24 protein-coding genes and 1 tRNA gene are annotated in these 25,577 nt (G+C 56.8%); 11 read left to right on the top strand and 14 right to left on the bottom strand.

What is annotated here, in order from left to right; all coding sequences use genetic code 11:
- Nucleotides 1–52 precede the first annotated feature (52 nt).
- Nucleotides 53–2,701, bottom strand: coding sequence for a type I DNA topoisomerase (gene topA, locus HNR62_RS04350; protein WP_204794859.1), 2,649 nt, complete (start codon nucleotides 2,699–2,701; stop codon nucleotides 53–55).
- 335 nt (nucleotides 2,702–3,036) lie between these two features.
- Here topA and astB point away from each other — a divergent pair, with 335 nt between their 5' ends.
- The gene (astB, locus tag HNR62_RS04345; protein ID WP_204794858.1) at nucleotides 3,037–4,374 is read left to right on the top strand and encodes an N-succinylarginine dihydrolase; all 1,338 of its coding nucleotides are present in this window, start codon (nucleotides 3,037–3,039) and stop codon (nucleotides 4,372–4,374) included.
- A 257-nt stretch (nucleotides 4,375–4,631) separates the two neighbouring features.
- On the opposite strand, the gene sohB is transcribed toward astB, so the two are convergent.
- On the bottom strand, nucleotides 4,632–5,651 hold the full coding sequence (gene sohB / locus HNR62_RS04340) for a protease SohB (protein ID WP_204794939.1): 1,020 nt from the start codon (nucleotides 5,649–5,651) through the stop codon (nucleotides 4,632–4,634).
- 164 nt (nucleotides 5,652–5,815) lie between these two features.
- On the opposite strand from sohB, the gene HNR62_RS04335 reads away from it, so the two are divergent.
- The 3 genes from HNR62_RS04335 (at nucleotide 5,816) to HNR62_RS04325 (ending at nucleotide 8,839) form a co-directional block, all read left to right on the top strand.
- Complete coding sequence (locus tag HNR62_RS04335; protein ID WP_204794857.1) at nucleotides 5,816–6,583, top strand: YciK family oxidoreductase; 768 nt, start codon at nucleotides 5,816–5,818, stop codon at nucleotides 6,581–6,583.
- 102 nt (nucleotides 6,584–6,685) lie between these two features.
- Nucleotides 6,686–7,642, top strand: coding sequence for a LysR family transcriptional regulator (locus HNR62_RS04330; RefSeq protein ID WP_204794856.1), 957 nt, complete (start codon nucleotides 6,686–6,688; stop codon nucleotides 7,640–7,642).
- A 60-nt stretch (nucleotides 7,643–7,702) separates the two neighbouring features.
- Nucleotides 7,703–8,839: a MalY/PatB family protein gene (locus HNR62_RS04325; protein ID WP_204794855.1), complete on the top strand. Its 1,137-nt coding sequence runs from the start codon at nucleotides 7,703–7,705 to the stop codon at nucleotides 8,837–8,839.
- Between the two features lie 151 nt (nucleotides 8,840–8,990).
- Here HNR62_RS04325 and HNR62_RS04320 read toward each other — a convergent pair.
- Together HNR62_RS04320 and HNR62_RS04315 are read right to left on the bottom strand one after the other, a co-directional pair.
- Nucleotides 8,991–9,081, bottom strand: a tRNA-Ser gene (locus HNR62_RS04320).
- Nucleotides 9,082–9,132: 51 nt separating this feature from the next.
- Nucleotides 9,133–9,342 (bottom strand): hypothetical protein, encoded by a 210-nt coding sequence (locus HNR62_RS04315; RefSeq protein ID WP_204794854.1) that lies wholly within the window; start codon nucleotides 9,340–9,342, stop codon nucleotides 9,133–9,135.
- A gap of 163 nt (nucleotides 9,343–9,505) precedes the next feature.
- Between HNR62_RS04315 and HNR62_RS04310 the strand changes: the two genes are divergently transcribed.
- Nucleotides 9,506–10,060, top strand: a complete 555-nt coding sequence (locus tag HNR62_RS04310; protein WP_204794853.1) for an HPP family protein — start codon at nucleotides 9,506–9,508, stop codon at nucleotides 10,058–10,060.
- 50 nt (nucleotides 10,061–10,110) lie between these two features.
- Here the strand turns inward: HNR62_RS04310 and astE are convergent, their stop codons facing one another.
- The 3 genes from astE to seqA all read right to left on the bottom strand — a co-directional run bounded on the left by astE (nucleotide 10,111) and on the right by seqA (nucleotide 13,802).
- Nucleotides 10,111–11,136, bottom strand: a complete 1,026-nt coding sequence (gene astE / locus HNR62_RS04305; RefSeq protein ID WP_204794852.1) for a succinylglutamate desuccinylase — start codon at nucleotides 11,134–11,136, stop codon at nucleotides 10,111–10,113.
- Nucleotides 11,137–11,567: 431 nt separating this feature from the next.
- Nucleotides 11,568–13,211 (bottom strand): phosphoglucomutase (alpha-D-glucose-1,6-bisphosphate-dependent), encoded by a 1,644-nt coding sequence (pgm, locus tag HNR62_RS04300; protein WP_204794851.1) that lies wholly within the window; start codon nucleotides 13,209–13,211, stop codon nucleotides 11,568–11,570.
- Nucleotides 13,212–13,292: 81 nt separating this feature from the next.
- Complete coding sequence (gene seqA / locus HNR62_RS04295) at nucleotides 13,293–13,802, bottom strand: replication initiation negative regulator SeqA (RefSeq protein WP_204794938.1); 510 nt, start codon at nucleotides 13,800–13,802, stop codon at nucleotides 13,293–13,295.
- Between the two features lie 133 nt (nucleotides 13,803–13,935).
- Here seqA and HNR62_RS04290 point away from each other — a divergent pair, with 133 nt between their 5' ends.
- The 5 genes from HNR62_RS04290 to HNR62_RS04270 all read left to right on the top strand — a co-directional run bounded on the left by HNR62_RS04290 (nucleotide 13,936) and on the right by HNR62_RS04270 (nucleotide 16,855).
- Entirely contained in the window at nucleotides 13,936–14,703 is a 768-nt protein-coding gene (locus HNR62_RS04290; protein ID WP_204794850.1) for an alpha/beta fold hydrolase, read from the top strand.
- 56 nt (nucleotides 14,704–14,759) lie between these two features.
- Nucleotides 14,760–14,981, top strand: a complete 222-nt coding sequence (locus tag HNR62_RS04285) for a DUF2788 domain-containing protein (RefSeq protein WP_204794937.1) — start codon at nucleotides 14,760–14,762, stop codon at nucleotides 14,979–14,981.
- Between the two features lie 3 nt (nucleotides 14,982–14,984).
- A complete protein-coding gene (gene ybfE / locus HNR62_RS04280) occupies nucleotides 14,985–15,269 on the top strand; it encodes a LexA regulated protein (RefSeq protein ID WP_204794849.1) in 285 nt (94 codons plus the stop codon).
- A gap of 46 nt (nucleotides 15,270–15,315) precedes the next feature.
- On the top strand, nucleotides 15,316–15,843 hold the full coding sequence (fldA, locus tag HNR62_RS04275) for a flavodoxin FldA (protein WP_204794848.1): 528 nt from the start codon (nucleotides 15,316–15,318) through the stop codon (nucleotides 15,841–15,843).
- Between the two features lie 106 nt (nucleotides 15,844–15,949).
- Nucleotides 15,950–16,855, top strand: a complete 906-nt coding sequence (locus HNR62_RS04270; protein ID WP_204794847.1) for a L,D-transpeptidase family protein — start codon at nucleotides 15,950–15,952, stop codon at nucleotides 16,853–16,855.
- A 66-nt stretch (nucleotides 16,856–16,921) separates the two neighbouring features.
- Here the strand turns inward: HNR62_RS04270 and HNR62_RS04265 are convergent, their stop codons facing one another.
- Nucleotides 16,922–17,164, bottom strand: coding sequence for an LPP leucine zipper domain-containing protein (locus HNR62_RS04265; protein WP_104485520.1), 243 nt, complete (start codon nucleotides 17,162–17,164; stop codon nucleotides 16,922–16,924).
- Nucleotides 17,165–17,439: 275 nt separating this feature from the next.
- Nucleotides 17,440–17,712 (bottom strand): hypothetical protein, encoded by a 273-nt coding sequence (locus HNR62_RS04260; protein WP_204794846.1) that lies wholly within the window; start codon nucleotides 17,710–17,712, stop codon nucleotides 17,440–17,442.
- Between the two features lie 125 nt (nucleotides 17,713–17,837).
- Between HNR62_RS04260 and fur the strand changes: the two genes are divergently transcribed.
- Nucleotides 17,838–18,275 carry a ferric iron uptake transcriptional regulator gene (fur, locus tag HNR62_RS04255; protein ID WP_204794845.1) on the top strand — a complete coding sequence of 146 codons (438 nt, stop codon included), beginning with the start codon at nucleotides 17,838–17,840 and terminating at the stop codon, nucleotides 18,273–18,275.
- Between the two features lie 69 nt (nucleotides 18,276–18,344).
- On the opposite strand, the gene glnS is transcribed toward fur, so the two are convergent.
- From glnS to phbB, 5 genes are all read right to left on the bottom strand, one after another.
- A complete protein-coding gene (glnS, locus tag HNR62_RS04250) occupies nucleotides 18,345–20,006 on the bottom strand; it encodes a glutamine--tRNA ligase (RefSeq protein WP_204794844.1) in 1,662 nt (553 codons plus the stop codon).
- 223 nt (nucleotides 20,007–20,229) lie between these two features.
- On the bottom strand, nucleotides 20,230–21,951 hold the full coding sequence (gene phaC, locus HNR62_RS04245; RefSeq protein ID WP_239552584.1) for a class I poly(R)-hydroxyalkanoic acid synthase: 1,722 nt from the start codon (nucleotides 21,949–21,951) through the stop codon (nucleotides 20,230–20,232).
- A gap of 189 nt (nucleotides 21,952–22,140) precedes the next feature.
- The gene (locus HNR62_RS04240) at nucleotides 22,141–22,476 is read right to left on the bottom strand and encodes a phasin family protein (protein WP_204794842.1); all 336 of its coding nucleotides are present in this window, start codon (nucleotides 22,474–22,476) and stop codon (nucleotides 22,141–22,143) included.
- Nucleotides 22,477–22,517: 41 nt separating this feature from the next.
- Nucleotides 22,518–23,729, bottom strand: a complete 1,212-nt coding sequence (locus tag HNR62_RS04235; RefSeq protein ID WP_204794841.1) for an acetyl-CoA C-acetyltransferase — start codon at nucleotides 23,727–23,729, stop codon at nucleotides 22,518–22,520.
- A gap of 67 nt (nucleotides 23,730–23,796) precedes the next feature.
- Nucleotides 23,797–24,549, bottom strand: coding sequence for an acetoacetyl-CoA reductase (phbB, locus tag HNR62_RS04230; protein ID WP_204794840.1), 753 nt, complete (start codon nucleotides 24,547–24,549; stop codon nucleotides 23,797–23,799).
- Nucleotides 24,550–25,577: the final 1,028 nt, after the last annotated feature.

The raw sequence follows: 25,577 nt of genomic DNA, 5'->3' as shown, positions 1-25,577 counted from the left end.
AATAATCCGACCTATCCCGGACCGGCCCTTCTCTGCCGGCCCGTTTCGGCGGTTATTTGCCCTTCTGGCCCGGTGATTTGCCTTTCTGGCTTTGCTGCCATTTGCCGTCAACATAATGTGCCGTCCAGCCGGTCGCTTTCTTATTGACCTCGGTCATCACATATTGTTCCTTGTTTTTACGACTAAAGCGCACCACCGCCTTGTTGCCTTCCGGATCCCGGGTCGGCGCCTCGGCCAGATACAGGAACTTGGGCGGCAGTCGATCCTTGAACTGCACCAGTTCTTCCACCAGCGGGGCCCGGGTTTCTCTCGATTTGGGAAAGTTGCTGGCCGCCATGAAGATACCCGCCGCGCCGTCGCGCAGCACGAAGTAGGCGTCGGACTGGGTACAGGGCAACTCGGGCAGGTGCACCGGATCTTCCTTGGGTGGCGCCACCTCGCCGTTCTTGAGGATCTTGCGGGTATTCTTGCATTCCTCGTTGGTACAGGCCATGTACTTGCCGAAGCGGCCATTTTTCAGCTGCATCTCGGCACCGCAACGATCACAGTCGATCACCGGCCCTTCATAGCCTTTCAGCTTGAATTGCCCCTGCTCCAGCTCGTAGCCGTCACAGTCGGGGTTCTGACCACACACATGCAGTTTGCGCTTGTCATCGATAAGATAGGCGTCCATGGCGGTGCCGCACTTGCCACAGCGGTGCTTGGCACGCAGCGCATCGGTTTCCGCCTCTTCGTCGTTGGCCAGCACGAACTCATCCCCCGGGATCAGGTTGATGGTCTGCTTGCAGCGCTCCTTGGGCGGTAGCGCATAGCCGGAGCAACCGAGAAATACCCCGGTGCTGGCGGTACGAATGCCCATCTTGCGGCCGCAGGTGGGGCAGTCGATGTCGGTCAGCACCATTTCATTGGCGCGCATGCCGCCTTCTTCCGCCGGCAACTCCGCCTTACCCAGCTCTTCGCTGAACTCGGCGTAGAAGGCGTCCAGTACTTGAGTCCAGTTGAGGCTGCCGCCGGCAATTTCGTCCAGCTTGCTTTCCATCTGGGCGGTAAAGTCGTAGTTCATCAGCTCGGCAAAGCTTTCCTGCAACCGATCGGCCACGATTTCGCCCATTTTTTCCGCATAGAAGCGGCGGCTTTCGACCTTGACGTAGCCCCGGTCCTGAATGGTGGAAATGATGGACGCATAGGTGGAAGGCCGGCCGATGCCGCGTTTTTCCAGTTCGCGCACCAGCGCCGCTTCGGTGAAACGCGCCGGTGGCTTGGTAAAGTGCTGTTTGGGATCGAGTTGTTCGAGCGTGAGCACCTCGCCCGCCTGTACCGCAGGCAAGACGGTGTCTTCGCCTTTGCGGCCCTGAGCGGCTGCCTGTACCCTGGTCCAGCCGGCAAAGCGCAGGATGCGGCCACGGGCCTTGAGATCGTAGTCGCCGGCACGCACAGTAATGGTGGTGCTGTCATACTGGGCCGGCACCATCTGGCAGGCCACAAACTGGCGCCAGATGAGGTCGTACAGCCGCTTCGCATCCGCTTCCATGCCATCGAGCTGGTCGGCGGTCAGGGCCACGTCGGAAGGCCGAATCGCTTCGTGTGCTTCCTGGGCATTGGCCTTGGCGCTATGCACATTGGGGTTTTCGGGCAGATAATCCGGGCCGTACTGCTCCTGAATAAACGTGCGTACCCCGGCCACCGCTTCCTGACTCAGGTTGGTCGAGTCGGTTCGCATGTAGGTGATGTAACCCGCCTCGTAGAGGCGCTGGGCCAGCATCATGGTGCGCTTGACGCCGAAACTGAGTCGGGTACTGGCCGCCTGTTGCAGGGTCGAGGTGATAAAGGGGGCCGGCGGCTTGCTCTGGGTCGGCTTGTCATCCCGCGAGACGACCTCGAAGCGGCTCGCCTTGAGCGCCTCCACCGCCGCCATGGTCTGGGCTTCGTTGACCGGGCGGAATTCCTTGCCCTGGTATTTGGCCACCGCCATCGACAGCGCCAGCTTGTCTGCGTTGCTCAGACCGGCCTGTATGTCCCAGTATTCTTCCGGTACAAACGCCTTGATCTCGCGCTCTTTTTCTACCAGCAGACGTACCGCTACCGATTGTACCCGACCGGCAGACAGGCCGCGGGCCACTTTTTTCCACAGCAGGGGCGAGACCATATAGCCCACCACCCTGTCCAGAAAACGGCGTGCCTGCTGGGCATTCACCCGGTTCTGATTCAGCTCGGACGGACGACTGAAGGCATCCTGAATGGCCGTCTTGGTGATTTCGTTGAATACCACCCGCTTGAAGCGCTCATCGTCACCGCCGATAAGCTCCTTGAGGTGCCAGGCAATCGCCTCCCCTTCGCGGTCCAAATCCGTTGCCAGATAAATGGTGTCGGCTTTTTCGGCCAGCGCCTGTAATTCGGTGACCACCTTCTCTTTGCCGGGCAGCACCTGATAGTTCGCCTTCCAGCCATGATTGGGGTCGACGCCCATGCGGGCGATCAGCGCCTTCTGCTCCTTCTGCTGTTTGAGTCGGGCTTTTTCTTCTGGGCTCAGCTGCTTGGTATCGGCTTTTTTCCCCCCGGCTTTCCTGGCGGCAGAGGAGCCGGCGGTGGGCAGATCACGCACATGGCCGACACTGGATTTGACGATGAAGTCTTTACCCAGGTATTTGTTAATGGTTTTTGCCTTGGCGGGCGATTCCACGATAACGAGGGATTTGCTCATAAAGCGCGTATAGGTCCTTAAGGTCTGGCCCCCACTCTGGGGTCCGGCGGCAAGGTAATGACGGCTGTATAAGTGAAAAAGCCGTAAAAAGCAAACTTGCCAGGCTAGGGCCGGAAAAAAGTTAAGTGAATTTATATTTACTTATTAACACCTTCAAACCTGCAGGAATCAACCGCTTTTTTGATTAAGTTGCCTGTTCGACCGCTTTTTATGCATTGTTATGATTAAAGCACAATCTGTTGTTAAATTCCGGTTACATCCCATCCAAAACTCCACATATAATGGCGGAATACGGAATTATCTTGGTCACTTTCACCATTTAAAAGGACAATATAATGGTACAGCTTGAAGCTAACTTTGACGGTCTGGTTGGCCCCACCCATAATTACGCAGGCCTTTCTTACGGCAATGTAGCCTCTCAACGCAATGCGCAGCATGCATCCAGCCCCAAACAGGCGGCCAGACAGGGCCTGCAAAAAATGAAGGCGCTGACCGATTTGGGCCTGGTACAGGGCGTACTGGCACCCCAGGAGCGACCCGACCTTCATACTCTGCGCCGGCTGGGTTTTACCGGCAGCGACGCCCAGGTGCTGGAAAAAGCCTTCCGCGAAGATCCGGTACTGCTGGCCGCCTGTTGCTCCGCGTCCAGCATGTGGACGGCCAACGCTGCGACTGTCTCGCCCGGCGCCGACACCCTCGATGGCCGCATCCACTTTACCCCGGCCAACCTGACCAGCAAGTTTCATCGCTCCATCGAGCACGAAGTGACCGGCCGCATTCTGGGACGGGTCTTTGCCGACGAGCGTTATTTCAGCCACCACGCCGCCCTGCCCGCCAACGAATATTTCGGTGACGAAGGCGCCGCCAACCACACCCGCCTGTGCGCCGACTACGGCCAGGCCGGAGTCGAGCTGTTCGTTTATGGCCGCAGCGCCTTCGATCAAAGCCGGCCGGCGCCGCGCCGTTACCCGGCCCGCCAGACTCTGGAAGCCTCCCGTGCCGTGGCCCGTCTGCACGGTCTGAATGACGATACCGCCATTTTCATTGCCCAGAATCCGGAGGTGATCGATCAAGGGGTATTCCATAACGACGTCATCGCGGTCGGCAACCAGAATGTGCTGTTTTACCATCAGCAGGCCTTTCTCGACACCCAGGCGGCGCTGGACGAGATTCGCCGCAAGCTGCCCGATACCGAGCTGCACTTCATCGAAGTGCCCACCGCCGACGTGCCGGTACGGGACGCGGTGAAAAGCTACCTGTTCAACACCCAGATAGTGACGCTGCGCCCCGGCCACATGGCGATTATCGCGCCCTCGGAATGCGCCGACACGCCCAGCGTCAAGGCCTACCTGGACAAGCTGCTGACCCTGAACACCCCCATACGAGAGATCCACTTCATGGACGTGAAGCAGAGCATGCGCAACGGCGGTGGTCCGGCCTGTCTGCGACTGCGAGTGGCGATGACAGACGCGGAACAGGCGGCCACCAACCCCGCCTGCCTGATGAACGAGGCGCTATTCGACCGGCTCAACCGGTGGGTAGACCGGCATTACCGCGACAGCCTGAGCCTGAACGAGCTGCGTGACCCCGCCCTGCTGCTGGAGTCTCGCGCCGCCCTGGACGAGCTGACCCAAATCCTGCAGCTGGGCTCCGTCTATCCCTTCCAGCGCTGACCCACTCTCATAAAAAGGGCCGCAATCGCGGCCCTTTTTATACCCAGCACATTAAACATACCCATCCCGGACAAAGGGCCCGCTCCGACGGTTGGCACAGTCTGCGGGCAACTCGGTGTTCAAGAAGAGGAACAGTGAACGGCTCCCACGACCGTGACATGCCATGGATGGCATGTCCGAGCTTTACATGGATGTACTCGTAGCGAGTCGTGGGAGTCGGCTCTGTTTCCTCTGACAACGATGACCTTGATATAATCTCACCCGAAGGGTCTTTGTCCCGCTTCCACCAGCTTCATCAGCCCCCGGCTGACACCCGCTTCCACCGCCTTGCCCAGCTTGTCCTTGATCGTCTGCTTCGGTTGGTAATGCAGGCGGATCACCCGCCTGTCGGCACTTTGCGCCAGCAGGTAATCGCTGCTGGTCATCAGCTCGTCCACCAGCCCCAGCTCCCGGGCATCGGTCGCCAGCCAGTGTTCACCGGTCGCCACCTTGTCCAGTGCAAGCGCCGGCCGGTTCTCGGCAATAAAGTCCTTGAATCTATGGTGAATTACCTCCAGCTCTTCCCGGAACTTGGCGCGACCCTCGTCGTCGTTTTCGCCAAACAGGGTCAGGGTGCGCTTGTACTGGCCCGCGGTATGCAGCTCGATGTCGATGTCCTTGTTCTTGAGGAATTTATTGAAGTTGGGCAACTGCGCCACCACGCCGATGGAGCCGACGATGGCGAAGGGCGACGCGATAATACGCTCGGCCACGCAGGCCATCATGTAGCCGCCGCTGGCCGCCACCTTGTCGACCGCCACCGTGAGGTGCAGGCCCTTCGCCTTGAGCCGCGCCAGCTCGGCAGCCCCCAGGCCATAACCGTGCACCACGCCGCCACCGGACTCCAGATTCAGCAGCACCTCATCCCCTTCACGAGCCAGTTGCAGCAGACCGGTGATTTCCCGACTGAGGCCGGCCACTTCATGGGCATCCATGCTGCCCTTGAAATCGAGCACATAAAGCCGGGGGCCCGTGTCTGCCGCTTTTTTCTCGTCCTTGGCCTGCTGCTTGAACTGCTGCTTGAGCGCCTTGCGTTCACTGTCGTTCGCCGCCGTGGCGAGTTGCAGCCGTTGCTGCTGCCGGCGCAAGCCGGCGCCGAGATCCTCGACCTCCAGCCGATCCTCCCCCCGCTTTTGTCGCATGGCGGCACCGGCGACCAGTGCCACCACGACGCCGATGGCCAGCACCCAGGTCAGGCTTTTGGCCATAAACAGGACATATTCGTATAAAAATTCCAGCATGAGATTTCCTTGAGACCTAATTCGACCCCCATTGTAAAAGCCATGGCACCGAACACCAACGGGCTTTTTTGCCTGCAACTTTTTGCGCTCGGCACTGGCATCCCGGCCCAGAGTCTGGTTTGATCGCCCTACCTGATTTATTGCCGAGAGAACACAGGCACATGCTCGACTATCATGCATCCCCCGATTTACTCAACGACAAGGTGATTCTGGTCACCGGGGCCGGCGACGGCATCGGCCGCGAAGCGGCGCTGAGCTATGGCGCTCACGGCGCTACCGTCATTCTGCTGGGCAAGACCGTGAAAAAACTGGAAGCGGTCTACGATGAACTGCTGGCCCAGGGCAGCCCGGAGCCGGCGATTATCCCGCTGGACCTGCAGGGGGCGACCAAACAGCATTATCTGGACATGGCCGAGACCCTGAAGCAGCAATTCGGCCGCCTGGACGGCGTGCTGTTCAATGCCGGCCATCTGGGTGTGCTGGGTCCCTTCGAGATGATCGGAGAAGACGAATGGGACAAGGTGATGCAGATCAACGTCAAGTCCCAGTTCCTGATGACCCAGGCGCTGTTACCGCTGCTGAAGGCGACTCCCAGCGCCTCCATCGTCTACACCAGCTCGGGTGTGGGCAAACAGGGCCGGGCCTACTGGGGCAGCTATGCGGTGTCCAAGTTTGCCACCGAGGGCATGATGGAAGTGCTGGCCGACGAGCTGGACAACACCAGGGTACGGGTAAACTGCATCAATCCCGGCGCCACCCGTACCGACATGCGCGCCCGGGCCTATCCCGGCGAAGATCCGGCCACCCTGCGTACCCCGCGTGACATCATCCCCCTGTATCTGTATCTGATGGGCAGCGACAGTCAGCATGTCAGCGGCCAGTCGCTCGATGCCCAACCGGACAAAATCCGCCCGCGCGCCGGCCAATAAGCTGACAGCCAGCATAACTTCGTCTAGAACTAGGCGTGTGGGTTCGTTAACTCCGGGGTCATAACAACTTGACCCCACTGCCAAAAGGATGAGGCAACAACCATGTATCGTCCCAAGAGCACGGTAGAGCAATGGCGGATTTTTCAGGCGGTCGTCGACTGTGGCGGTTATGCCCAGGCGGCGGACAAACTCAGTAAAAGCCAGTCGTCGCTTAATCACGCCGTGGCCAAGCTGCAACAGGGGCTGGGTGTGCCTCTGTTGGAAGTCAGGGGCCGCAAGGCCTATCTGACACCGGAAGGAGAGGTTTTCTTGCGCCGCTCACGCAAGTTGACCCAGGGAATAGAGGAGCTCGAGCTGCTCGCCGGGGTGCTGGCCAGTGGCTGGGAGCCGATTCTGCGCATCGTGGTAGAAGCGTCTCTGCCCCGTCAGCCTCTGTATCAGGCGCTGGCGGATTTTTCTCCCCGCTCCCGAGGCTGCCGCATTCACCTGGTCGAAGCCCAGCCTTCCGGCTGTCAGGCTGTGGTCGACAAGCAGGCCGCCGATCTGGTGTTTGCCTGCCGCGCCTTTACCGGCATAACCAGCCTGCCGCTGGCCACCACTGTGTATGTGCCGGTCTGCGCCCCCGAACATCCTCTCGCCCGTCTCGAAGACGTCACCGCCCATGAACTGGATCCCGAGCTGGAGCTGATTCTGGCCGATGGCAGCGAGCAGGAAGAAGGCTGGGAACGAGCGGAACAACGCTGGATTATCAACCATCTGCACGACACCCTGTCACTGCTGCGCCGGGGTATCGGCTTTGCCTGGCTGCCGCTGGAAGTGGTGGCGCCGATGATCGACACTGGCCTGCTGCAACGTCTGCCCATGGCAAATCAGGCCCTGCGCAAGCGCTTTACCCATCTGATATTACCTCGGCCCATGCCGCCGGGCCCGGCAGCCAGTTTGCTGCTGAGCCTGATCCGGCATCATTACGGCGATCATGAAGGGGCACTGAACGGCGAATATAGCGACGAGCATAAAGCGGCGCTGAACGAGCATGAAGGGGTCTTGCCCGCACCTTGACTTGCCAGGCCGAGGCAGCTTCCTTATGCTGATGGCCTCGCATTTGACAAGGAACCCCCGATGTTTGATTTTGATCAGTGGATAGACCGCCGCCCCACCCGTGCCCTGAAGTGGCTGAAATACGAAGGCACCGATATTTTACCCATGTGGGTGGCGGATACCGAATTCAAGGCACCGCCCGCCGTTATCGAGGCGCTCAGTGAGCGGGTGGAACACGGTGTTTTCGGCTACAGTCGACCCAGCCCGCAGCTGACCGAACTGATCATACAACGTATGGCCGACCGTTACGGCTGGCAAATCGAAGCCGACTGGCTGGTCTACATGCCCGGTGTCGTCCCGGCCCTGAATCTGGCCTGCCAGACCTTCAGCGAACCGGGCAGTGCCGTGCTCACCCCCAAACCGATTTATTATCCGTTTCTGCATGCACCGGGATTTCATGGCCGCAAGGCCGCCTATGTCGACATGGTCGAAAAAGACGGCCGCTGGCTGCTGGATCTGGAGAAGCTGGAGCACGAGGCCAAAGACAGCGAGCTGCTGCTGTTCTGTAACCCGCACAATCCGGGCGGCACCATCTACACCCGTGAAGAGTTGCTGGCCATCAACGACATTGCCCAACGCCATAACCTGATTGTCTGCTCGGACGAAATTCACTGCGATCTGCTGCTCGACGAAGGCAAGTCTCATATACCTTACGCCGCCCTGAACGAGGATGCGGCCAGCCGCAGTGTTATTCTGATGGCACCCAGTAAAACCTTCAATATCGCCGGTCTGTGCTGCTCCTTTGCCATCGTCCCCAATCCCGAGCTGCGTACCCGCTTTACCCGTGCCGCCCGCGGCATCATGGCCGATGTCAACCTGCTCGGCTTTGTGGCGGCCGAAGCCGCCTACCGGGACGGCGACGACTGGCTGGAAGCCCAGATTGCCTACCTGCGCCAGAACCGGGATCTGCTGGTTGAGCGCCTTAATCAGGTGCCCGGCATCAAGGTGCTGGCACCGGAAGCCACCTACCTGGCCTGGGTTGATATCAGCGCGCTGGAACTGGACGATGCCATCGGCTTTTTCGAACAAGCCGGCGTCGGCCTGTCGCCCGGCGGCCAGTTCGGCGGCAGCGATTTTGTCCGGCTCAATTTCGGTTGCTCCCGCGCCATGCTGGATGAAGCCCTGCACCGCATGATTGCCGCCATCAGCAACCGCTGAGCACTCTCTTGTCGGGCCGGTCATGCCGGCCCGACATGCTGACCGCCACTTATCACCATTCTGCCAGTCCAAAAATCTTTTACGCCGTTTGCGCTTTGCACAACGAAAAACGCCGCCTGACATAAGCCAGGCGGCGTTTTCTTTTTCTGTATGGCGGAGGAGCAGGGATTTGAACCCTGGATGGGCTATAAACCCATGCCGGTTTTCAAGACCGGTGCATTCAACCACTCTGCCACCCCTCCGAACGCGGTGAATAATACTGAACCCGATGGCCCCTGTAAACAGGTGAACATTCAACTGCTGTCTAAATCGTCATTCCGGGTGTTTTTTGACTGAATATCGGCCCGACGTCGCTGTTCCTCGATAAAATAGCGGTGCAGAAACTCCTCATCGACCGGAGACAGGTCGAAATGCCGGCTGGCCTCGGCAATCGCCTCCTGATCCAGCCGGGGCTGTTCCAGCAGCCAGGACAGTGCCTTGCGTAATGACTCATGCTCGCTCATACCACCTCCGACCTCGCTCATACCACCTCAGACTAAGTGATACCTTCAGAATAGCAGCCGTCCCTTTTATTATTCATGCATTTTGAATACACTTTATAGGGTCTGTTGACCCTATCCGCTGTTCGAATGTCGCACACTCCATCTTTTCCAATATCGAGGTTATATGCACTTTAAACATCGACTGCGCGACGCCACCTGCGCCGGACTGGCGGCCTTTGTCGCCGTTATTCTACTGAGCTACCTGAAAAGCTGGGGCCATTTCATGGTGCTGAGCGCCCCGCTGGGCGCCACCCTGGTGTTACTGTTGCTGCTGCCTTCCGCCCCCCTGTCTCGCCCCAAAAACGTGATTCTGGGGCACCTGCTGACCACCGGCGTTGCCGTGATCGGCATGGCGCTGATACACGACCCCATGCTGGGGCTCGCCACCTGCTTCGGCCTTGGCATCACCCTGATGGTGCTGACCGACACCCTGCACCCGCCGGCGGGCGCCAACCCGATACTGATCTATTTGTCCGGTGCCCATCTGCCACCGCTGGATTTTATGGTGTCCACCCTGGTCGGCAGCCTGTTTATGGTCGGCTTTGCCAGCCTGTATCACTATATCTTCACCCATCGCCGCTATCCGTTCGGTCCCAAGGCGTCCAAGGCTGCCGAGCAAGCACCGGCCACTCCATCAACAACAGCCACCGCCGAATGCGCGGCTCGCAAGTCGTCATAGATCCCCAGCCCCTTGGGAGGGCTGGTCGTTGGCGAAGCCCTGGAACGTCATCAATCCAGCATATCGGCACTCAGTTCGGCGGCCGTGACCATCAGCACGGCCCGCTGTCCCTTGGCCACCCCCGCGTTGGGAAAGACCACCGCCTCTTCCCGCTCGCGAACAAACCATTGCTGTGCACCGTCTTCGGCCAGCAGGGTGCCGGCCGGAAAAGTGCTGAAATTGGCCACCGCGTCGGAAAAATGAAAACAGAATTGTTCACTCTGTTTGATAATTTCCTGACACACTCTGAAGACACGAATCCGGTTGAGGTCGAGCACAGGCGGCTGCCAGTCGGGCTCGCTTATCAACTGCTCCAGATTACACTCCATGGCGGCAAAGCGACCGGCCTCGTTCTGACCAAAGGGCATCACCTTGCCCAGTTCCAGGGTAACCGCATGGGCGCCAAGGTTCCGGGCACTGAAATAGCTGAAGGTGGTGGTGGGGCCATGGGCCAGCAGTATGGTGTCGACGCCGGCGCTGCATAAAAAGGCCAGCTGACGGCGATGATAGGGCGCGCCGTGGGTGAAGGGATAGATGGCGAACTTTTCGTATGCCGACGGCCGAATTGCGGTGTGCAGATCGTAATGCAGTCGTTCGACGCCATCCCGGGCCTGAAAGAAACGCGTCACGTACTGCTCCAGCCGGGCCGCCCGCTCACGCTCGTGATTATGCCGGTCTCCCCGGGCATGGGCGCCGGAAAACAGTCGGTTGAGGTTTTCTTCCACTTCACGTACACCCAGGTTCATTGCCGCCGGATTACCGAAGATGAACAGCAGTCGTTGCCGACAAGGTAAACGACCACTCAGGATGGCGTTCAGCAAGCGCTCGCACAGCTCGATAGGCGCGGTTTCATTGCCGTGTATGCCGGAGGACAGCACCAGATCCCGGTTGCCCGGCACCGCCGGCTCGATACACAGGACCCCGCTATCCCATACCTGCACCCGACTGCCATCGGGCAAGGCTTCCTGAAAAGGAGCGAGCTCCCGGGGATGTGCTCTGCTGAGCGCTAAAAAATCATCGAGCCGGCTTCCGTTCACATTTACCTCCAACAATACCGATAAAAGCAAGATATCTGCTTGTGATAAAACACGATTGCAGCACTAAAGTCTAGCGATGGCACAATCCGGGCAGATTCAATCGGAGCGGAAATAACACCGGATCCCGATCAGGATGATGTAAACGGGCATAAATAATGCCGCATCATGCATTCAGGCATGACATCGCCGCATGATTATGCATCTGCACACGCGGCGATAAGCCTGAAAAATAAACACGGAAAGGAGGGCAGTGAGAGGCAAGTCGAGGTCAAGTTAACGCAGACGGCCGACAAGGCACCAGGGTTTTCTGCCGTCGTTCCCGCGAAGGCGGGAATCCAGAGCCCTATGCCCTGGATCTCCGCCTTCGCGGAGATGACCTACCCTGTTTTGTCATCGAGCCGAAAGGGGCAGCGTGGCTGCCCCCTGGTCGCTTAAACGCCGGCCTTGGCAAAGGTGGCGCCGACCAGCTCTTGCGCCTCCCGGATCAACATGTCGAGGTGAGCCTCGCCCCTAAAGCTTTCGGCATAGATCTTGTAGACCTGCTCGGTGCCGCTGGGACGCGCCGCAAACCAGCCCTGCTCGGTCACCACCTTGAGCCCGCCGATGGCGGCGCCGTTACCGGGAGCATGGGTCAAGAGCGCGATAATGGGATCGCCGGCCAGGGTGTCGGCATCAATGGCAGCGGCATCCAGCCTGGCCAGTACCTGCTTCTGGCCCAGGGTCGCAGGTGCATCGACACGGCGATACACAGGCTGGCCCAGTTCGGCCACCAGCTGCGCATAATAGCGGTGCGGCGTCAATCCGGTCACCGCCAGTATTTCCGCCGCCAGTAACGAAGGGATAAAGCCGTCTTTATCGGTACTCCACACATCGCCGTTCATCCTTAAAAAGGAAGCCCCGGCGCTTTCTTCACCCACAAAGCCCAGCCGACCGTCCATCAGCTCCCTGACGTACCACTTGAAACCGACCGGTACCTCCATCAGCCGGCGTCCCAGCTGGTTCGCCACCCGGTCGATCATCGAGGAGGACACCAGGGTCTTGCCCACCGCCAGGCTCGGCGACCAGTCCGGTCTGTGGGTGAACAGATAATGAATACACACCGCCAGATAATGATTGGGGTTCATCAGGCCGTCGGTGTCGACGATGCCATGACGGTCGTAATCGGGATCATTGCCGCAGGCGATATCGAAGTCATCCTTCATCGCCAGCAGATTGGCCATGGAATAAGGGCTGGAGCAGTCCATGCGGATCTTGCCGTCATGATCCAGGGTCATGAAGGAAAAGGTCGGCTCTTGGCATGGATTGACCACTGTGATATCCAGACCGTAGCGTTCGGCGATATGCGGCCAGTAGGCCAGACCCGCACCGCCCAGGGGATCGATGCCGATGCGAATGCCGGCATCGCGAATCGCGGCCATGTTCACCACTTCACCCAGCTCGGCTACGTAGTTCGCAATATAATCAAAGGGCACCGCCTGGACCAATGCCGTCGTCAGTGGCTGGGTACGAATACCGTCACCATGAGCGGCAATCAGTGCGTTGGCTCTGTCCTGAATCCATCCGGTTGCCTCGCTTGATGCCGGGCCACCGTCGGGACCATTGTATTTGATGCCGCCATCCCGGGGGGGATTATGGGAGGGGGTGATCACGATGCCGTCGGCCAGCGCATCGGGATGGGCTCGGTTGTGATTGAGAATGGCATGAGAGATCACCGGTGTCGGCGTATAACCCCGCTCCGGCTGAATGCGAACTTCCACTTCATTGGCCGTCAGTACTTCGAGCGCCGACCCCCAGGCCGCTTCCGACAGCGCATGGGTGTCCATGCCCAGAAACAGCGGGCCACTCAGCCCTTGCTGCCGACGGTAATCGGCAATGGCCTGGCAGATGGCATGGATATGCCGCTCATTAAAGCTGAGATCCAGGGCACAGCCCCTATGCCCGGAGGTACCGAAGGCAACCCGCTGCGCCGCCTGGCCGACGTCCGGCTGCAGCTGGTAATAAGCCGACATCAGCCGGGGAATATTCACCAGTTCGGTGGCGATGGCCGGCATCCCGGCTCTGGGATGCGTGCTCATAACAGATCTGTGCTCATATCTATGCCCATATCTATGCCCATATCTATGTCCATAACAATGGTCCTTTTACCTACGCTGGTTTTAGATGCTGTGGCACACGCGCTCGATCAATCCATGGGGATAGCCCATGGCCGCCATCAGCTGGGCCACAATATTGCGTTTGCGACCGGTATTGGTGTTGGTAATCACCCAGTAGGGGCTGCCTTCGATGGCTTTGGGTTTGGTGGTATTACCACTGGCCAGCAGTGCCGCTTCGTCGTCGGCAAAATAAATGCGTTTGCGTCCCTTGATATCGCTGGCCTGAGCAAACGCCATCGGATTTTCTCGATACAGCACCGACAGAATATGCATGAAGCGATCGATGGCAGACTCCTGTGACGACAGCTCCCCCCCCTCCAGCATCTGCACCACGCCCGCACCCGGTTGGCCCGCGGGTGCCGCAGCCGGCGTCGGTGCCGATACCGGCTCGTCGGCCGCTATCGCGTCCAGTTTCAGCAGGCGCCGTAATATATCCGAGGCACTTTCACCGATATGCCGGGTGTTGCTGGCAATATAACGATAAAGATCTTCATCCACCTCTATGGTTTTCATCATGTTTTCTGACATGTCCACTCCCAATGACGGAGCCTGATTATACATGGCGTTGACCACAGGCCCAAGCGGGTTGCGCCGCCGGCATCGACAGGCAACAATATCGACCTTGATTCCTCGTCTGGAAATGCACATGCAACTGAATTTTCGCCGCCAGGGGCAAGGCCGACCGGTGATCGTGATCCACGGTCTCTTCGGCAGCCTGGATAACCTGAACGGACTCAGCAAGTCACTGTCCGAGCACGCCGACGTTATTGCCGTGGATGTTCGCAATCACGGTTTGTCACCGCGTAGTGAGCAGATGCATTATCACGACATGGCCGACGACATTCTGGGCCTGAGCGAGCAGCTGCAACTCGAGCGCCCTGTCCTGATCGGGCATTCCATGGGGGGCAAGATTGCCATGATGGCCGCCGGTCTGGCCCCCGACTCCATAGGGGGCCTTGTGGTGGCCGACATGGCGCCGGTCGCCTATACCCAGGCCCGCCATGATGAGGTATTCAAGGGGTTGCAGGCCGTGACCGAGGCCGGCTGCCGTGACCGAAAAGCCGCCGACGAGATCCTGAGCCGCCATGTGAAGATCGCCGGTGTCCGTCAGTTTCTGTTGAAATCCTTTATCCCCGACAGCGCCGATCCCTGGCGCTTCAACCTGCCGGTGTTGTTCAACCATTATCGCAACATCATGAGCTGGCCCGGGGTCAGTCAGCCTTACTCGGGGCCGGTTCTGTTTATTAAAGGAGGCGAGTCCGACTATCTGCTGCCCGAGCACCAGCCCCGGGTAGCACAACAGTTCCCCCGGGCCAGGGCCAAGGTGATCCCGGGAACCGGCCACTGGCTGCATGCGGAAAAGCCCCAGCTGTTCAATCGACTGGTGCTGGATTTCCTGACCGCGGCCAGTTAACAGGCTTAAATCCTTTGTGATATAGTGGCGCTCAATTTACGGGGTCGGACAACATGATGTCATTGGAACAAATCGAGCTACTGGAGAGCCTCGGTCTCAAGCTGTTTTTCGTTGCGATATTCCTGTTGATCGGACTGGCCATTCAGGATGTACTCAAACGGGGCAAGGTACCCAAATTTGGTCGTTACATCGTCTGGGCCGTCCTGTTTCTGGGCTGTGCCGGCTTTCTGGCCAAGGGCGTTATCGAGGCCGTCTGGGAAGGAGGCGGTGTCGGTTAATTCATGGCCAAACAAGATACAGACAGAACCACGCTGGACTTGTTCGCCGACGAACGCCGGCGCGGCAGGCCCAAGACCAATCCCCTGCCCCGGGAAGCCCAACTCAAACTCAACAAGCGCAATCAGCTCAAGCGTGATCGCGAGCGCGGTCTTAGGCGCATAGAGCTGAAAGTAGACGAACAATTGTTGAGCAGATTGAACTTACTGGCCGCGGAGCAACAGCTCAGCCGGGCCGAATTGATCCAGGCCTTGCTGTTGCAACAGCTTGAACAGCAGGGCAACAATTAGGCCGGGCGGCCTGACCACCCACATTTTCGACAGGTACAGCATTATTATGGCAAGTGTAGGTCTGTTTTTTGGAAGCGATACCGGCAACACCGAAGCCGTGGCCAAGATGATCCAGAAAGAGCTGGGCAAGCATCTGATCGAGGTGCACGACATCGCCAAGAGCACCAAAGAGGATATCGCCGGTTTCGATCTGCTGCTGCTGGGTATTCCGACCTGGTACTATGGTGAATCCCAGGCTGACTGGGACGACTTCTTCCCGGAACTGGAGAACATCGACTTCAACGACAAGCTGGTGGCGCTGTTCGGTTGTGGCGATCAGGAAGACTACGCCGAATATTTTCTCGATGCCATGGGCACACTGCGTGAAATCATCGAGCCCAAAGGGGCCATTATCGTGGGCCACTGGCCGACCGAAGGCTACGACTTTGAAGCCTCGCGCGCGCTGGTGGACGACGCCAACTTCATTGGCCTGGGCATCGACGAAGATCGCCAGCCCGAGCTGACTCAGAGCCGGGTAAAAGACTGGTGCAAACAGGTATATGAAGAAATGTGCCTGAAGGAGCTGGAAGCATAAGCCGGCTATTCAGGTCTACTAGGGGACGCGGCAGGCGCGTCCCTTTTTTGTATCCCGGATGCGATGATCGTGCTTCAATCATCCAGACACACTCAAGAGAACACAGATGAAAAGGTTAAGTGTTTTACTGTTGATACTGTGGTTGCCGGCCGCACTGGCTCAGGCCAACATCAATCCACTCCCCCTGCCGGAAGACCGGGGACAGCCGGTCGGGCAGATATTGCTGCACACCGCACAGGAAGGTGACACCCTGGCCAGTCTGGCCCGCTATTACGGGGTCAGCCCGATATTAGTGCTGGCTGCCAATCCGGAGCAGGATCTGTTTCTGCTGCAACCGGGTCAAGAGGTGGTGATCCCCAACCAACTGTTGCTGCCCCGGGCAGACACCAAAGGCATCGTCATCAATCTCGCCGAGCTGAGACTCTACTACTACCCGGAGCAGGGTGACGAAGTCTACGTGTTTCCCATCGGCATCGGCCGGGTCGGCCGGGCCACCCCGGAGATGATCACCCGTATCAGCCAGATGCGCAAGAATCCGACCTGGACGCCCACCGCTACCACTCGGCGCGAATACGAGGCAAAAGGCCTGCCATTACCGGCAGTGGTTCCGGCCGGACCCGACAATCCATTGGGTGAGTATGCCATGCGTCTGGCCTACGGCCGCGGTGAGTATTTGATCCACGGCACCAATGACCCGCTGGATGTGGGTCTGCGCGCCAGCGCCGGTTGTATTCGCATGTATCCCGAGCATGTGGAATGGCTGTTTGCCCAGGTCGACAGCGGCACCCAGGTGCAGATTGTTAATCAGGCACTCAAGGTCAGTACCGATCAATACGGCCAGACCTTTGTTGAAGCCCACGAGCCACTGACGCCTGAAGGGCTGGCCGATGAGCGGCCGCTGGATATGACGGCACTGGCGCCGCTGCTGGAGCAGGGAGCCAACCGACAACTGATTGAACAGGTCATCCAGAACCAGCAAGGCATGCCGCAACTGGTAGGGCAGTTACCCTAGGGCCCGCCACGGATGACAGACATAAAAAAGCCTGGCTCATGCCAGGCTTTTTTCCGTACCACCAAATTACTTGGTGTAACGGCCCATCTGATCCAGACGAGAGTTGGCGCGATCGGCAGAAGCGCGGGCTTCGGCAACGTCGGCAGCCAGACGATCGATCTTGGCAGAGTTCATTTGCTGGCCTTGTTGAACGGCTTGTACGTCCTGGGCCAGGCTGTCCATTTTGGTTTCCAGCGCATCGGTAGAGCTACAGCCTGCCAGCAGCAGAGTACCCACAACACCACCAACCAACATCATTTTATTACGCATTACAAGCTCCTTGTTTTTATGGGAGTCAAAAAGACCACTTAGGCACGCTAAGTATGGACGAAGTTCCTTGCTTACGGCAAATTATTTTACAAATCATGACAGTAGGAAATTTTGCTTAAGGTCCTGATATATCATCTCTTTGTATGTTTTTTGAACACGTACAAGATGCGTTCGACTTCGGCGACCAGGTTTCCCTGCTTATCCACGATATGGATGCAAAAGCGAGGAAAATATTTATCGCCGCCTTCCGTCGCATCAAGTATGTCATCCAGCTATTATCGACTCAAATGAATATCAGCATAAACCCGTCCCCTGCCCGGCTTGAGAAAGGTAATACTGGCGGATCTGTCCCACACCCGATAATCCCGCCCCAATAACACCATCAATAACGCCATCAATAACGCCATCAATAACGCCATCAATAACGCCATCAATAACGCCATCAATAACATAGAGTAGGCAGGATCCGTCATCGAGGACGGGCAAATATCAGCTTCATTAATCTCATCCGACCAGTTTGACTGGTGCAGGATATCAACAAAAACCAACGGCAATGGGCCGGTTTTCTACCCGAACGCATGACATTGGGGCCAGGCCAGATTGCGGTTGCCTTTAGGGGCGGGAACAAGCACAATGAAAGCAATAACCAAACGAAATGCGAAACACTATTCTTATGGCTGACAACAATCAAGCTCTGAAAAAAGCAGGCCTCAAGGTCACGCTTCCCCGCGTGAAGATTCTTGAGTTGCTGCAACAACCCGAAACCCAGCACGTCAGTGCAGAAGATCTGTACAAACTACTGATCGATCAGGGTGAAGAGATTGGCCTGGCCACCGTTTATCGAGTATTGAATCAGTTCGATGACGCCGGCATTGTAGCCCGCCACCATTTCGAAGGCGGAAAATCGGTCTTTGAACTGGCCACCCAGGAACATCATGATCATCTGGTGTGCCTCGACTGCGGCAAGGTCATCGAGTTCCACGACGAGACCATAGAGCAACGCCAGCGTGATATTGCCGCCCAGTACAATATCAAACTCACCAATCATAGCCTCTATCTGTATGGGCACTGCCTGAACGATGAGTGCAGCCATAATGACGAACCCAAGTAATGGGTAACCATCACGATTAAAAAAGCCGCAGTCAACTGCGGCTTTTTTTATGCCTGAAATGAGAGCAGCTTAGCCCGCTTCCTTGCCCCAGGAATCACGCAGTGCCACCGTCAGGTTGAACACCATGCCTTCTGCCTTGCTGTCCCGGCAGAAATAGCCTTCCCGCTCAAACTGGAACGCATGTTCAGGTTCGGCCTGGCACAATGACGGCTCAACCACGGCGCCGCTCAGCACCTGCAACGAACCCGGATTCAATGCCTGTTCAAACGACTCGGCAGCACCCGGGTTGGGCACATTGAACAAGCGGTCATACAGACGCACCTCGGCAGGCACCCCATGACGAGCCGACACCCAGTGGATCACCCCTTTGACCTTGCGGCCATCGGCCGGATCCTTGCCCAGGGTATCGGGATCGTAGCTGCAGAAAATGGTGGTGATGTTACCGTCAGCGTCTTTTTCTACCCGCTCGGCCTTGATCACATACGCATTACGCAAGCGAACTTCCTTGCCCAGCACCAACCGCTTGTACTTCTTGTTGGCTTCTTCACGGAAGTCTGCTTCATCTATAAAGATGTCACGGGTAAAGGGCAGCGATCGGGTGCCCATTTCCGGCTTGTTGGGATGATTCGGCGCCGTCAGCGTTTCTTCATGATCGTCGGCCAGGTTCTCGATCACCAGCCGCACCGGCCGCAATACCGCCATGGCACGCGGCGCATTTTCATTCAGATCGTCCCGAATGCAGGCTTCCAGCATGCCCATTTCCACCGTGTTGTCCTGCTTGGTCACACCGATGCGCAAACAGAATTCACGAATGGACGCCGGGGTATAGCCGCGGCGGCGCAAGCCGGAGATGGTCGGCATGCGCGGATCATCCCAGCCTGAGACATGCCCTTCGCTCACCAGCTGGCTGAGCTTGCGCTTGGACATCACAGTGTATTCCAGATTGAGCCGGGAAAACTCGTACTGGCGCGGGTGACATTCGATGCTGATGTTGTCCAGCACCCAGTCATAGAGGCGACGATTATCCTGGAACTCCAGGGTACACAGCGAATGGCTGATGCCTTCAATGGCGTCCGAAATACAGTGGGTGAAGTCATACATCGGGTAGATGCACCACTTGTCACCGGTCTGGTGGTGGTGAACGAAACGCACCCGGTACAGCACGGGGTCGCGCAGCACCATAAAGGGTGATGCCATGTCGATTTTGGCCCGCAGACAGGCGGTGCCTTCCGCAAACTCACCGTTGCGCATGCGGGTAAACAGGCTCAGGTTGTCCTCAACCGGCCGATCCCGATAAGGGCTACTGCGGCCCGGTGAAGTCAGGGTACCTCGATACTCGCGGATCTGCTCCGGGGTCAGCTCGTCGACATAGGCCAGCCCCTTTTCGATCAACTCGACGGCATAGCCGTACAGTCGGTCGAAATAGTCGGAGGAATAGCGAATGTCACCACTCCATTCAAAGCCTAACCACTGCACATCGCGTTGAATAGACTCGATGTATTCGACGCTTTCTTTTTCCGGGTTGGTGTCATCAAAACGCAGATTACAGTGTCCCTGATAATCCTGTGCGATACCGAAATTCAGACAGATGGATTTGGCGTGGCCAATATGCAGATATCCATTCGGCTCGGGTGGAAAGCGGGTCTGCACCGACTGATGTTTGCCACTGGCTAAATCTTCATCAATGATTTGACGAATAAAATTGCTGGGACGATGGTCCGCCTGACTCATTCATGCACCTCGAACGTGGGAATGACATAATCAAACCCCCATGATCCATGATCTCCGCCTGCTGCTCAATAGCCAGAGCAGGAATAACCGGTTTTGCCAACCAAAAAACCGGAGGCAGGTGAAATGACCGCCAGTTGAATGCAAAACGGGATGGGCCTGAGCTCATCCCGTTCACTACATTATTGCCAATGACCTTTAGTCACTTCTGGTCATGTCGTCTGTCCTAGTTTTCAACCGGTAACGTCTGCTGCACATACTGACCCGGGGCCGGCATCAGGCCCGGGCACTCTTCAGAGCCCACAGCGCGAGCCGGTACCTGTTTGTCGCCCAGATGGGGCGTGACCCACTGTTGCCAGTGTGTCCACCAGGAGCCCGCTTCCCGCCTGGCCGAAGCCAGCCACTGATCCGGATTCTCGAAGGCGGCGTCACTGAGCCAATAGCCATATTTGTTCTTGTGCGGAGGATTGACCACACCGGCCACATGACCGGACTCCCCCAGTACCAGGGTCGAGTCACCCCCCAGCAAACGAGAGCCACCGAAGGTCGAATCCCACAGGGCGATATGATCTTCCTTGGTAGACAGGAAGTAACTCGGCGTCTTGATCTTGCCCAGATCGATACCAAAGTTACCGATCTTGACCTCGCCGGACTGACTCAGGCGGTTGTTGAGATACAGTTCGCGCAGCAGGAAGCTGGCACAGGTGGCGCTCAGGTTGGTGCTGTCGCTGTTCCAGTACAGAATATCGAAGTCCGCAGGCTCTTCACCTTTGAGGTAATTATCGATGTAGTAGTTCCAGTACAGGCTGTTTTCCCGCAACAGGCTGAAGGTCACCGCCATCTGCCGACCATCGAAGAAGCCCTGGGCATCGCTCATCTGCTCGATGGCGCTGATCACGGGATCGTTGATAAAGACCCCTACTTCACCGGGCTGGGTAAAGTCCAGTATCGTGGTCAGAAAAGTGGCACTCTTCACGCGTGACTTCATCCGCCGCGCCGCATACAAGGCCATGGTGGTCGCCAGCAAGGTACCACCGATGCAATAACCAATGGCGTTGACTTCTTTCTCGCCGGTGATTTGCTCGATGACACGAATCGCTTCCATGGTGCCGGAATGGATCAAATCCGGAAAACCGATACCGGCCTGATCTTTGCCCGGGTTGCGCCAGGACATGATAAATACGGTGTGTCCCTGATCACGCAGCCAGCCGACCATCGAATTCTGTTCTTTCAGATCCAGAATATAGAACTTGTTGATAAAGGGCGGGATCACCAGCAAGGGGGTCTGATGCACGGTCTCGGTACTGGCACCGTATTGGATCAGCTCGAACACCTCGTTTCTGAACACCACTTCACCCGGCGTTGTCGCCAGATCTTTACCCAGTGTGAAGGCACCCTGGCGGGTCATCCGAATTTTCAGCATATCGGCACTGGCCGCCATGTCTTCCTGAAACAGCTCTATCCCCTTGAGCAGGTTGGCGCCCTTCTCTTCCAGGGTTCGCTGTAACAGCTCAGGGTTACTCCAGATGAAGTTGGTCGGTGCCAGCGCGTTGATGGTCTGACGAAAGGTAAACGCCAGGCGTTGTCGTACCGGTTCCGGTACGCCCTCTACCACATCCAGCATATCGACCAGGGATTTGGCGAAGTGCAGGTACGACTGACGCATAAAATCGAAATGAGGGTCGTCTTTCCAGGACTGATGCAGGAAGCGACGTTCGCCAGGAGGATTCGGCACCAGGCTTTCGGTACTGTTATCCAGAGCCTTGATCATGCTGTTCTGGCAGATAGCCAACTGACCCTGCCACCATTGCATCTGCATATCGAGCAGGCGCATCGGATTGGTTGAAACCGCCTGATAAAAGACCTTCAAATCCTCGCCGTTGAGCTGTGATAACGCCTGGCTGACCGGGTTATCACCCAGCCGGGAGCATTGAAGGTCGGACCACATGGTTGCATTCCAGTTGAAAAACTGCCCTATGGGATCATTATCGCTAAATGTATTTTGTTGCATTGTCTTTTCCTGATAGTGATTGCACCTACCCAACAGTAACGACAACGGGAAGGAGCCGCCAAGCCCCTTCCCTGCAATCTGTACTAGCTGAAGTGTACTAGCTGAAGGGGTAACCCTTAACAGACGTTATTTTTTCTTTGCGTCTGCCGCCAGTGTTTCCAGGCTGGACTGGAATTCCTGCGCCAGCGCTGCCAGTTTTTTGCCGTCTTCTACCATCTGCTGGCTGACTCGGGTCATGGTTTCCAGCTGTTGGGAACCACAGCTCACCAGATCCTGCACATCTTTCACCTGCAGGCCGACCTGCAGCTGAGACAGACCGATATCCGCATACTGACGGGCGGCGTCCAGCTGAAGATTGGTCAGATCGGTGAAGTTCTTGGCGACCAGCTGATTGAACTTCAGCAAGGGGGCAAAGGTTTTTTCCGACTGCTCGTTAAAGTTCTGAAAAATATTCGTGTACATAACTTGTTCCTTAATATAGGGAAGCCACTAGCAAGAGCCATTTAAATCCGCTTCAGCACCACAGCCGTACCCATGCCGCCACCGACGCACAATGAGGCCAGACCCAGCGAGCTGTTGCTGCGTTGCAGTTCATACAGCAAGGTCACCAGAATACGGTTACCGGAGGCACCCAGCGGGTGACCCAGGGCGATGGCGCCGCCATTGATATTGGTTTTTTCCAGCAGCGCCTGCTCGGCGATGTCGTGTTTGCCAGACAATTGTCTGACCACGCCCAGTGCCTGACCGGCAAAGGCTTCGTTAAGCTCCAGTCGCTCCATTTGTGCCAGAGTGAGACCGGCACGCGTCAGCGCCTGCTCAATCGCCGGCACCGGACCCAGCCCCATGATTTCAGGGTTAATGCCGCCCTGACCGTAGCTGACCACTTCCGCCAGCGGTGTCAGGCCATATTTTTCTACCGCCGCCTTGCTGGCCACGATAATGGCGCTACCGCCATCGTTGATACCGGAGGCGTTACCGGCGGTAACAGAGCCACCATCACGATTGAACGCCGGACGCAGTTTGGCCAGGCCCTCGAGCGTGGTACCCGCTTTCGGATACTCATCGGTATCAACCGTCAGGGTTTCCTTGCGGCTTTTCACTTCTACCGGCACGATTTCGGCCTTGAAGTGGCCGGCTTCGATGGCGGCAACCGCCTTCTCCTGGCTGGCAACGGCCAGTGCATCCTGCTGTTCGCGGCTGATATTTTCCTGCGCTACCACGTTTTCGGCGGTCACGCCCATGTGATATTTATTGAAGGCATCGGTCAGACCGTCGTTGATCAACAGATCGGACAGCCCCATATCACCCATTTTGTGGCCGTTGCGCACATCACCTTTCACCACAAAAGGAATTTGCGACATGTTTTCACAACCGGCGGCCACCACCACATCGGCATCACCGGCCTTGATGTGGGCACAGGCATCCATCAGTGTCTTCATGCCACTGCCGCAGACCATATTCAGACTGTACGCAGGAACGCCAACCGGAATACCGGCGGCCAGGGAAGCCTGACGGCCAATGCCCATGCCCTGGCCGGCGCTGATCACGTTACCGACAATCACTTCGTTCACATGCTCGGCCGCAAGTCCGGCCTGCTCCAGGGCGCCTTTAATGGCAATACCGGCCAGTTCGGCCGCAGGAATAGTTTTCAGTGCACCACAGAAACTACCAATCGGGGTACGTTTTGCCGCGACAATGTATACAGACTCAGCCATAATTTATATTCACTCTTTAAAAAATCGGATTCTGGGAACTTTGACTTATTTACGATTTTTACATGCCTTAGTGCATATAAAGGCCGCCATTGACCGACAGCGTTTCACCCGTTACGTAACCACCGTGCTCTCCGGCCAGATACAGAACGGCACCGGCAACTTCTTCTGTGGTGGCCAGTCGCTTCATGGGAATGGTGGCTTTAATAGAGTCCAGTACATCTTCACGAATGGCAGTAACCATGGGTGTTGCGGTATAACCGGGGGCGACGGCGTTAACGCACACGCCAAAACGAGCACCTTCTGCAGCCAGCGCCTTGGTAAAGCCAATCATGCCTGCCTTGGCGGCAGAATAGTTTACCTGGCCATACTGACCTTTCAGTCCGTTGACTGAAGAAATATTGATGATACGGCCGCTGCCCTGTTCACACATCAGGTTGAATATTGGCTGCGTCACGCTGAACAGGCTATTGAGGTTGGTTTCCATGACTTGCTGCCACTGATCCCAGGACATCTTTTTAAAGGTGGCATCACGGGTAACACCGGCATTGTTGACCAGTACGTCGATACGGCCCAGTTCGCGCAGGGTCTCCGGCAGCACTTCACTGACGTTCTTGTGGTTACTGACATCAAGGGCCAACAGCTGAATGTCACCGCCGTCCAGCTTTTCTTCCTTCAGCCATGTTTTGGCCTGCTCTTCTTTTTCCTTACCCGGACGATGTGTCGCTACAACCTTGTATCCATTATTCAAGAATAAGCGACACACTTCTGTACCAATTCCGCCTGCAGCACCGGTAACCAGCACAATCTTTTTATCCGACATCAAAGCACTCCTTTGTTTTTTTGTTTGTTTTTACCGTTAAAAAGCCAACATCATACTGAACTAAAGAATAGATGGCGCGGGGGTTTATTATCCATTAAATAACCCCCATAAAAACCGATTTTATAGAAGTCGGCACTTGCGCCAACCTTGTGGCACCACTATAAGCTTCTTTTTATGACAAATGAATTAACTCGCGCACATTTTTTATTAAAATTGCAAAAAAAATTTAGACACTAAAAAACGAGGTTAAACCGGAATAAAAAGCCACAAGAAGCCAAAACGAAGATTAAAAAACTCCCATACAGTTAACGGTGCCGGCACGGCAAGGAAAGGCACACACCATTGTATATACCTTTTATGTGACCATGATATACAAATGAAACCACACTCTATGCGACCGTTTGCTAAAATACATCCTTTGTTGTTCGCTGTTATATAGATGACGTCACTAGAGAACGCCTTTAAATGTAATAGATATTACAAGGTTAATGTAATAACACTATTCTGACTCGATCTATGATCAAATATTAGAATGGGCGCCAGAGGCAACACAGCCGCCCTCCGCGCCATCCCATAGTTAGGTTATCGGGTTAGGTTAAGTAATCTTGCGTAACAGGTGTGGATGCAAGGGTTGGTTTGCCTTTATCGTCACCCTCGCGAAGGCGGGGGTCCAGTGTCTTTACAGGTGAACCGCAATCTGAAAATTCTGCGCTACAGGCCCTGGATTCCCACCTTCGTGGGAATGACGACTGAATCACTTCTGTTATGCGGTATTACTTATCGGGTCAGGTCATCGGTGCCTGGCAATGATGGCCAACATTCACCGGGGTTTGGCCCATCAGCAGACGGGTTGCAGGCAGCAAGCTGCTCCTCGGGCCCGAAAGTGCCATCTGGCCGCCAGAGATGACCGTCAGACCACATATGCTGAACGTCATCCGGTGCTGAACGTCATCCGGATGTGCTTGAAATCGGCCCGTACAACAGACTCGTCGTCCGACCTTGACACAGATAATGAAATAAATGCGGAA

This window comes from Oceanisphaera litoralis, from assembly GCF_016907015.1.
Classification (GTDB): Bacteria; Pseudomonadota; Gammaproteobacteria; order Enterobacterales; family Aeromonadaceae; genus Oceanimonas; species Oceanimonas litoralis.
This window is presented reverse-complemented; position numbering and strand designations above follow the sequence as displayed.

Bases quoted from the DNA above. Each gene is read 5' to 3' on its own strand.
- glnS (WP_204794844.1), bottom strand. From the start codon at position 20,006: ATGAGTCAGGCGGACCATCGTCCCAGCAATTTTATTCGTCAAATCATT.
- fldA (WP_204794848.1), top strand. From the start codon at position 15,316: ATGGCAAGTGTAGGTCTGTTTTTTGGAAGCGATACCGGCAACACCGAA.
- fur (WP_204794845.1), top strand. From the start codon at position 17,838: ATGGCTGACAACAATCAAGCTCTGAAAAAAGCAGGCCTCAAGGTCACG.
- topA (WP_204794859.1), bottom strand. From the start codon at position 2,701: ATGAGCAAATCCCTCGTTATCGTGGAATCGCCCGCCAAGGCAAAAACC.
- HNR62_RS04240 (WP_204794842.1), bottom strand. From the start codon at position 22,476: ATGTACACGAATATTTTTCAGAACTTTAACGAGCAGTCGGAAAAAACC.
- phbB (WP_204794840.1), bottom strand. From the start codon at position 24,549: ATGTCGGATAAAAAGATTGTGCTGGTTACCGGTGCTGCAGGCGGAATT.
- HNR62_RS04310 (WP_204794853.1), top strand. From the start codon at position 9,506: ATGCACTTTAAACATCGACTGCGCGACGCCACCTGCGCCGGACTGGCG.
- HNR62_RS04325 (WP_204794855.1), top strand. From the start codon at position 7,703: ATGTTTGATTTTGATCAGTGGATAGACCGCCGCCCCACCCGTGCCCTG.
- seqA (WP_204794938.1), bottom strand. From the start codon at position 13,802: ATGAAAACCATAGAGGTGGATGAAGATCTTTATCGTTATATTGCCAGC.
- pgm (WP_204794851.1), bottom strand. From the start codon at position 13,211: ATGAGCACGCATCCCAGAGCCGGGATGCCGGCCATCGCCACCGAACTG.
- HNR62_RS04290 (WP_204794850.1), top strand. From the start codon at position 13,936: ATGCAACTGAATTTTCGCCGCCAGGGGCAAGGCCGACCGGTGATCGTG.
- HNR62_RS04265 (WP_104485520.1), bottom strand. From the start codon at position 17,164: ATGCGTAATAAAATGATGTTGGTTGGTGGTGTTGTGGGTACTCTGCTG.
- HNR62_RS04235 (WP_204794841.1), bottom strand. From the start codon at position 23,729: ATGGCTGAGTCTGTATACATTGTCGCGGCAAAACGTACCCCGATTGGT.
- astB (WP_204794858.1), top strand. From the start codon at position 3,037: ATGGTACAGCTTGAAGCTAACTTTGACGGTCTGGTTGGCCCCACCCAT.
- HNR62_RS04315 (WP_204794854.1), bottom strand. From the start codon at position 9,342: ATGAGCGAGCATGAGTCATTACGCAAGGCACTGTCCTGGCTGCTGGAA.
- ybfE (WP_204794849.1), top strand. From the start codon at position 14,985: ATGGCCAAACAAGATACAGACAGAACCACGCTGGACTTGTTCGCCGAC.
- HNR62_RS04335 (WP_204794857.1), top strand. From the start codon at position 5,816: ATGCTCGACTATCATGCATCCCCCGATTTACTCAACGACAAGGTGATT.
- phaC (WP_239552584.1), bottom strand. From the start codon at position 21,951: ATGTGGTCCGACCTTCAATGCTCCCGGCTGGGTGATAACCCGGTCAGC.
- HNR62_RS04330 (WP_204794856.1), top strand. From the start codon at position 6,686: ATGTATCGTCCCAAGAGCACGGTAGAGCAATGGCGGATTTTTCAGGCG.
- HNR62_RS04270 (WP_204794847.1), top strand. From the start codon at position 15,950: ATGAAAAGGTTAAGTGTTTTACTGTTGATACTGTGGTTGCCGGCCGCA.
- HNR62_RS04285 (WP_204794937.1), top strand. From the start codon at position 14,760: ATGTCATTGGAACAAATCGAGCTACTGGAGAGCCTCGGTCTCAAGCTG.